Source organism: Methanotorris formicicus Mc-S-70 (assembly GCF_000243455.1).
In the GTDB taxonomy this organism is placed as follows: Archaea; AGJL01; Methanococci; order Methanococcales; family Methanococcaceae; genus Methanotorris; species Methanotorris formicicus.
Window position 1 is genome coordinate 1 of sequence record NZ_AGJL01000065.1, and the last position, 7,033, is coordinate 7,033.

The window sequence follows — 7,033 nt, forward strand, 5'->3', positions numbered from 1 at the left end:
AAAGTTTATTTCGAAGCGATAAAAGAAATTAGGCAAACTCTTCGAGTTTGCTACTCGCTTGCTACCGCAAGCGAAAACATGATTAAATCGTTTATAGAGAGAACAAAGTATAAAATATTGAATAAGTTGAGAAAAAGCATTGAGACCAACTTCTCAAAGTTAGTTGCGATGTTTTCTAAGCATATTCACGCTGTAAGCAAGAAAGGGCTGAGTGTTGAGCTCTTACTCTTCACAATCGCTTATAATCTTAAAGTGTTAGATGAAGTTAATTCAATTAAATAAATATTTAAATTTGTGATGGGAATTACGGTGAATATATCTTAAATTCCACAATTTCACCTATTCAAACTCTATCTTTTTAAATCCACCAAATTCCTCTGCCATCTCCTTATAAACTGGCTTTCCTACCAAGAAAGTATAAATCCCATCTGCCTTTTCTTCTGGATTTATATCGGCAAATCTCTCTGGATAGAGAACCTTTCCAATGTAGTAAGCATCTGCTAACGCTGTTCCTATATTTGTTGTATAGAAGTTGTAAGGTAAAATTCCACAAACTTCTCCATTTTTAAATGCTTTCAATGAATTGTAGAACTCTTTATTTTTTGCATAGTCATTTTTAATCTCGCCCAATATTGCTTCATCAATGAATATAACATCTGGATTCCACATTAAGAGTTTTTCTTTATTTATTACTACCGGATTATTGCCATCTAACTCATCAGCAACGTTCTTTGTATTAACAGCCATGAATGGTGGATATTTTGGACATGTGCTTAATATTCCTCCCTTATGCCTAACACCTCCAACATATACTGTTGGTTTATTCTCATCTGAGATATCCTGTGTTCTTTCATTTAAATCCTTTTGACAATCTTTTATAAATTTAACAACTTCTTCTGCTCTCTTCTCTTTATTTAAAATCTTCCCCATAATCTTTAATGATTTAAACAACTTCTCGTTGCTAAATGTTGCCTAAACCCCACAACAACACATATTCTCCATATTATCCCTCATAATAATCACATCATGATAGCCTATATCCTCTTTTCAGATGTTAGATAGTTTCCTTCGATTTCTAAAATCGATTTATCTCTTCGCTTGCGGAGCAAGCGAGCAGTGAAATACTTAGTATTTCACCCAATCGATGTTTTCGCCTTGTGATAACAGGCGAGTTACGAAAAACCGTAGGTTTTTCGTTTGATTCTTCTATCTTCGTCTCTTTATATACAACTATCTCTTACGACCGTCCCGATATCTACATGGGATAAAAATCTACAATTTTGGTGAATATATCCGTGTATTTTTTGCTAAGTGGTTTTATCGTAGTATAAATCGAAATAATATTTTATTATTATGATTCTAACCTGTGCGAACTTATAGTTGTTTTAAAATAAGACATAATATGATAACTGCAACCTTCATATTTATTAATCCAAGGTTTTTTTGAGTTCTTCCTTAATCTCCTCAACTGTAGGAACTTTCCCCTCAAAGACAATCTCATCATCAAATGCAACTCCAGGAGCGACAAATATCCATTCAGAAATCTCATTTATATCTGTAACCTTTACTATCTCCGCATCTATGCCAAGTTCTTCAACTGCCTTTTTAACATTCTCATAAGTTTGATTGCATTTTGGACATCCAGTTCCAAACACTCTTATTATCATCTTATCACCCAAAAGAAGTTTTACCAACCAATATTTAAAACTTTCGATATATCGATTAATTTCAATATTTTTAAGAAACATTTAAATGTTTAAATGTTATATATTTGAATATGTAGAACAATATTGAATAAACTTTATATAATTTGCCACATAAGTGTATTTTATCTAAAAAATATAGTTGTTTGCGAAATTTATTGAAATTTGCTTAATACTCTAATTTTTAAATGGTTGCAATCAATTATAAATTTTGAAAATAAGATAAATAACTCTATGAATTTATTAGAGAGTATTTTCCAATTTCTAACGCAAACAACCATAGTTTCAATGAGGGATATTATGAAAATAGCAATACCAACAGAGAGTGGAAAAATTTCTCCGCACTTTGGAAGATGTGAGAAATTTGTTATTGTAGAAATTGAAGATGGTAAAATAAAAAATAAAGAAATAGTAGAAAACCCTGCTAGTGGAGGAATGCACGGAGTAGGGACAACTGCAGCATCCATTATTGGGAATTACAATGTAAATGCTTTAATAACACAAAATATAGGGCCAAAGGTATACAATGTGTTTAAGCAGTTGGGCATTGAGGTTTATAAATGCAACACAACATCAATTGATGAGTGCGTTAAATTATTCTTAGAGGGAAAATTAGAGAAATTTGAGTGAAAGCATGATAGTGGCTATAACTGGTGGAAAGGGAGGAACTGGGAAATCTACTTTATCAAGTAATCTATTTTTTTATTTTATGGAAAATTATTCAACTGCATTAGTTGATTGTGATGTTGAGACACCAAATTTGGAGTATTTGGTTAGTGAGGATTTAAAATTTGCAAAGGAGGTTTTCATTGAAATTCCTGACGTAAAAGAAGGAGTAAGTTATAACTACAACAATGTTTGTAAGGAAGGGGCATTGCTAAAAATAAATGATAAACTCATATTTATTGAGGAGTTGTGTAGTGGATGTAAGGCATGCGGCATAAATTCCAACATAACATTTAAGAAAAAATCCATTGGAAAAATTTACGAAAAGAAATTTAATGGCAGTTATTTAATCGTTGGAAAATCAAACATTGGGATAACTAAAACAAGTAAAATTGTAATTGAAACAAAGAAATACGCCCTATCAAAAAACTGCGAGATTAATATTATAGACACTGCCGCTGGAACTCACTGCAATGTTATAAGGGCATTAATCAATTCAGATAAGGTTCTTGTAGTTACAGAACCAACACCATTTGGGATTTCAGATGCAAAAAGGATAATAAAGATTGTTGAAAAGTTAAAAATTCCATACAAGGTTGTTTTAAATAGATATGGAATCAGTGATTTAAACGTTGAGTATGACTTCAAAATTCCTTATGATAAAAGAGTTGTTGAAACCTATTGCAAAGGAGAGAGTTTTTTGAAGTATAATGATTTGAGAAAAAATATTGAAGAGATAGGTAATTGGATTATTTGGGGATAAGATGAAAATTGCAGTTATTTCAGGAAAGGGGGGAGTTGGAAAATCATCAATTTCCACATCCTTAGCAAAACTTTTCTCAAAAGAGTTAAAAATAGTTGCGTTGGATTGTGATGTCGATGCACCAAATTTCAATCTAATGTTTGATGTTAAAGATAAGAGGTTAATAGAAGTTATTCATCGTGACTTATATAAAATAAATGAAAATTGTGCCTTTTGTGGAAAATGCCAAGATATTTGTCAATTTGATGCGATTGAGGGATACAAAATAAATCCAATACTATGTGAGGGATGCGGAAGTTGTGAATTAATATGTGAATATAATGCAATCGAACCAATTAAGGTTGAGAGTGGCTATATTTATGAAGGAAATGCTGGTTTCCCATTGATATGGGGAGAGTTAGAACCTGGAGAAAGTGGAAGTGGAAAAATCGTAGAGTACATAAAGAGACATGCTAAAAAATATAACTCTGAATTGGAAATTATCGATGGTCCTCCTGGTGTTGGATGTCCTCTAATTTCAACAGTTAAAGATATTGATTTGGCATTGTGCATAGTGGAGCCAACAAAATCAAGTGTTAATGATTGTTTAAGATTGATAGAGACATTAAGCTTCTTTAATGTTGAATATTTAATTGTTGAAAACAAAAAAGGAATAAATAATATAGATTACCCATTTAAAATATTCCATTCAATCCCATTTGATTTTGAAGTACCAAAATTGATTGCAAATAAAATTTTACTTTGCGATAGTGATAGTAAGGCATCAAAGGCGGTAAAGGAGTTATATGGAAAATTAAAAGAGTTTATTTAACTGACAATGTGATTACGATATTCCTTTCTTTATTAGTTCTTTACTACACACTCTTTAATCACATCATGATAGCCCATATCCTCTTTTCAGATGTTAGATAGTTTCCTTCGATTTCTAAAATCGATTTGTCTCTTCGCTTGCGGAGAAGCGAGCAGTGAAATACTTAGTATTTCACCCAATCGATGTTTTCGCCTTGTGATAACAGGCGAGTTACGAAAAACCGTAGGTTTTTCGTTTGATTCTTCTATCTTCGTCTCTTTATATACAACTATCTCTTACGACCGTCCCGATATCTACATGGGATAAAAATCTACGATTTTGATGAATATATCTGTGTATTTTTTGCTAAGTGGTTTTATAGTAGTGTAAATTGAAATAATATTTTATTATTATGATTCTAACCTGTGCGAACTTGGATAATCCCTCTGAACAGTTAAATCTTAAACTATTTATAGAATTAGTGAGTATATTATTAAGTGCTGTTAGCATGGCGGTTTTACCGTTTTTTAATAAGTTATTTAAGTACTACCTATTTCTATTTTTTGGTCTTAATTTTAATAGTGTTAAATCACACTATCAGTTATAACACTTAACGGAATTGAGATTTGGATTTTAACTGCTCCCCAACAATCTCATCAACTCTTTTCAAAAATTCATCCAAATGTATTTTTGGTAACGATGCCCCAGATGCAACATCATGTCCCCCACCCTCTCCACCAAATTCCTTTGCAACTTCCATAACCTTTCCAAGGTTCAATCCCCTATCAATAAGTTCCTTATTTCCCCTTGATGAAATCTTCACTTTTTCCCCCTCTTCATGATAACCTAAAACAGGTCTATCCTTAACAAGAATCGATGCCACTATACCAACCATTCCTTTTTTGCCTTTGAAGTATTCGATATTTTTCATCTTCTTTGGTTTTACATTTTTTAGTTCTTCTATAAGTTCCCTCTTATATTTTAAATAGGTTTCTTTTGCAATCTTTATGCATTCATCGTCCTCCAATGCCACACCAATACCAACGCTTGTCAGTCCCTTCCTTCCACACGCATTTAACAACTCAGATAAATAATAGGCATCGTTGACTTTATGCTTTATTGTATATCTATCAACAATAAAATCTTCTGGTTTTCTATAGAAAATTAATGCATTTGTTAATTTCTGCTTTTCTTCATGGGTTAATTCTTTTTTGTTTGGATCTATCTTTAAGTTTTTCAAGAATTTTAGACATTCTTCTTTGTTACTCAACTCCCTTATGTATGGGTTTGTAGAGTAGGTTATTGCCTCCCAAATTGGTATGTCATAGCAGTGGTATATTAAATCTTTGATTATGGAGAGATATCTATACTCCCTCCCCTCATTTAAGATAAATTTGTTGAGACCAATAAATGGCTTATGTTGCATGTCTCCAATTGCTCCAGTTATTGCCAAAACACTCAAATCATAAAAACCAAACACCCTTGCAACCATGTAACATATGCCGCTTGCTGAAACCTCTCTTGCACCATCGATTCCAAATATATGTGGATTTAGTTGCAAAATTCCATCAACTTCAACTTCTTTAACCTTTGGCTGATGGTGATCCAATATAATGGCGTTAAACTTATTTTCAATTAAATGTTCTATTTGCCCACTGCCCATATCACAAAAGATAAACAAAGCGTCATTATATTGCTTTTCTTTAACAAGTTCATCTATAATTTCCTTAGATAAATGCTCAACAATTGTTAGGTGAAATTTTTTGTTTATTCTGAGGAGTGTTTTCACCATTATTGCCCCAGAAGTTAAGCCATCTGGGTCGTAGTGAGTAATAACCCTTATAAGTCCATCGTAGTTTTCAATCTTTTCCTTTATCTTTTTTGCAACTTCTCCTACTTTAACCACTTTCTCCATCATAAGTATCCCCGCATATATCAATAAATTATATATTCTCTTGGTGATATAAATCTAATATGCATAAAAATCTTTGGTGAAAGAATGAAGTGTCCATATTGTGGTGGAGATTGTGTTAATAAATCATCAGTTGAGATATATTTAGATATGGTAAAGATGTTTTTTAAATACAAAGATGAGGATAGTGAAATAACATATAGAAAATACCCTACAGTTGGCGAGGTTGGAGAGTGCAAAAAAACCCATGGGAGGATATGGTTTTGCCCTTACTGCAAAAAACCATTTAAAGAAAATTACAAATTAAAAGAAGTTACAGTTCAGTGCCCAAACTGCAAAGAGATCTTATGTATCCCAGCAACAAATAGAACATTTTGCTAACTTCAATATTTTTATGGGGTAATGAAAATGGATCATATGACAATTTTATTTATATTATTGTTATTTGCATTTATATTTTTGTTGTGGAGGTATTCGGAACTTAGGGGAAAAATAGAGGAAAGAGCATGGCAGTTATTTGAAGAATGGAGGGACAAAGAACTTGAAAAATTATCCGAACAAAAGGCCGAGATGTTATTTGAAGATTGGAAGAGGAAATATGAGAAAAAGATAAGGAAAGATGCAATAGAGAAGAGCAAATCGGTTATCATAGGAAAGATTACTGAACATTTTGCTCCATTTCTCCCAGAATTCAAATACAATCCAAAAGATGCCAGGTTTATTGGTTCTCCAGTTGACTTTATTGTGTTTGATGGGTTGGATGAGGGGGATTTAAAAAAGATAGTTTTTCTTGAGGTGAAGACGGGAAAATCTCCATTAAGCAAAAGAGAAAAACTAATCAAGAAAATTGTTGAAAGTAAAAAAGTTGAATGGGACAGTATTAGATTGGGAAATGATTAGTTTTGTTAATCCTGTTATTTTTGTTATTTTACATATTTTAAATAACTGATAGTGTGATTTAACACTATTAAAATTAAGACCAAAAAATAGAAATAGGTAGTACTTAAATAACTCGTTAAAAAACGGTGCATCTCCTATGCTAGCAGCACTTAATAGTATACTCACTAATTCTATAAATAGTTTAGGATTTAACTGTTCGGAGGAGTTATCTAAGTTCGCACAAGTTAGAACACTAACGCCAATAAAAACTATCAAAGCATTTTCAGAGTATGTCTCGGGAATTCACAGAACGACTATCG

The 7,033-nt window shown here is 32.1% G+C and carries 9 protein-coding genes and 1 pseudogene; 6 read left to right on the forward strand and 4 right to left on the reverse strand.

From position 1 onward, the window contains the following. Window positions 1-282 (forward strand): hypothetical protein (locus tag METFODRAFT_RS08715; protein ID WP_007045231.1); only part of this gene is annotated, 282 nt, incomplete at its 5' end. 57 nt (window positions 283-339) lie between these two features. Here METFODRAFT_RS08715 and METFODRAFT_RS08720 read toward each other — a convergent pair. Next, window positions 340-972: pseudogene (locus METFODRAFT_RS08720) on the reverse strand (ABC transporter substrate-binding protein); the annotation flags it as partial. A 455-nt stretch (window positions 973-1,427) separates the two neighbouring features. Further along, window positions 1,428-1,667, reverse strand: coding sequence for an MTH895/ArsE family thioredoxin-like protein (locus METFODRAFT_RS08725; RefSeq protein WP_048115819.1), 240 nt, complete (start codon window positions 1,665-1,667; stop codon window positions 1,428-1,430). Window positions 1,668-2,003: 336 nt separating this feature from the next. On the opposite strand from METFODRAFT_RS08725, the gene METFODRAFT_RS08730 reads away from it, so the two are divergent. From METFODRAFT_RS08730 to METFODRAFT_RS08740, 3 genes are read left to right on the forward strand one after another with little or no spacing between them, the layout of a single operon-like run. Then, on the forward strand, window positions 2,004-2,333 hold the full coding sequence (locus METFODRAFT_RS08730; RefSeq protein WP_048115820.1) for a NifB/NifX family molybdenum-iron cluster-binding protein: 330 nt from the start codon (window positions 2,004-2,006) through the stop codon (window positions 2,331-2,333). A gap of 4 nt (window positions 2,334-2,337) precedes the next feature. After that, complete coding sequence (locus METFODRAFT_RS08735; protein ID WP_007045235.1) at window positions 2,338-3,132, forward strand: nucleotide-binding protein; 795 nt, start codon at window positions 2,338-2,340, stop codon at window positions 3,130-3,132. A gap of 1 nt (window position 3,133) precedes the next feature. Continuing rightward, window positions 3,134-3,943 (forward strand): nucleotide-binding protein, encoded by an 810-nt coding sequence (locus METFODRAFT_RS08740; protein WP_007045236.1) that lies wholly within the window; start codon window positions 3,134-3,136, stop codon window positions 3,941-3,943. 345 nt (window positions 3,944-4,288) lie between these two features. On the opposite strand, the gene METFODRAFT_RS10955 is transcribed toward METFODRAFT_RS08740, so the two are convergent. After that, the gene (locus METFODRAFT_RS10955; RefSeq protein WP_159089914.1) at window positions 4,289-4,432 is read right to left on the reverse strand and encodes a hypothetical protein; all 144 of its coding nucleotides are present in this window, start codon (window positions 4,430-4,432) and stop codon (window positions 4,289-4,291) included. Window positions 4,433-4,532: 100 nt separating this feature from the next. Continuing rightward, window positions 4,533-5,837: a single-stranded-DNA-specific exonuclease RecJ gene (locus METFODRAFT_RS08745; RefSeq protein ID WP_007045238.1), complete on the reverse strand. Its 1,305-nt coding sequence runs from the start codon at window positions 5,835-5,837 to the stop codon at window positions 4,533-4,535. 84 nt (window positions 5,838-5,921) lie between these two features. Here METFODRAFT_RS08745 and METFODRAFT_RS08750 point away from each other — a divergent pair, with 84 nt between their 5' ends. Then, a complete protein-coding gene (locus tag METFODRAFT_RS08750) occupies window positions 5,922-6,215 on the forward strand; it encodes a hypothetical protein (RefSeq protein ID WP_007045239.1) in 294 nt (97 codons plus the stop codon). Between the two features lie 21 nt (window positions 6,216-6,236). After that, window positions 6,237-6,734 carry a Holliday junction resolvase-like protein gene (locus METFODRAFT_RS08755; protein WP_245528983.1) on the forward strand — a complete coding sequence of 166 codons (498 nt, stop codon included), beginning with the start codon at window positions 6,237-6,239 and terminating at the stop codon, window positions 6,732-6,734. The last annotated feature ends 299 nt before the right edge of the window (window positions 6,735-7,033 follow it).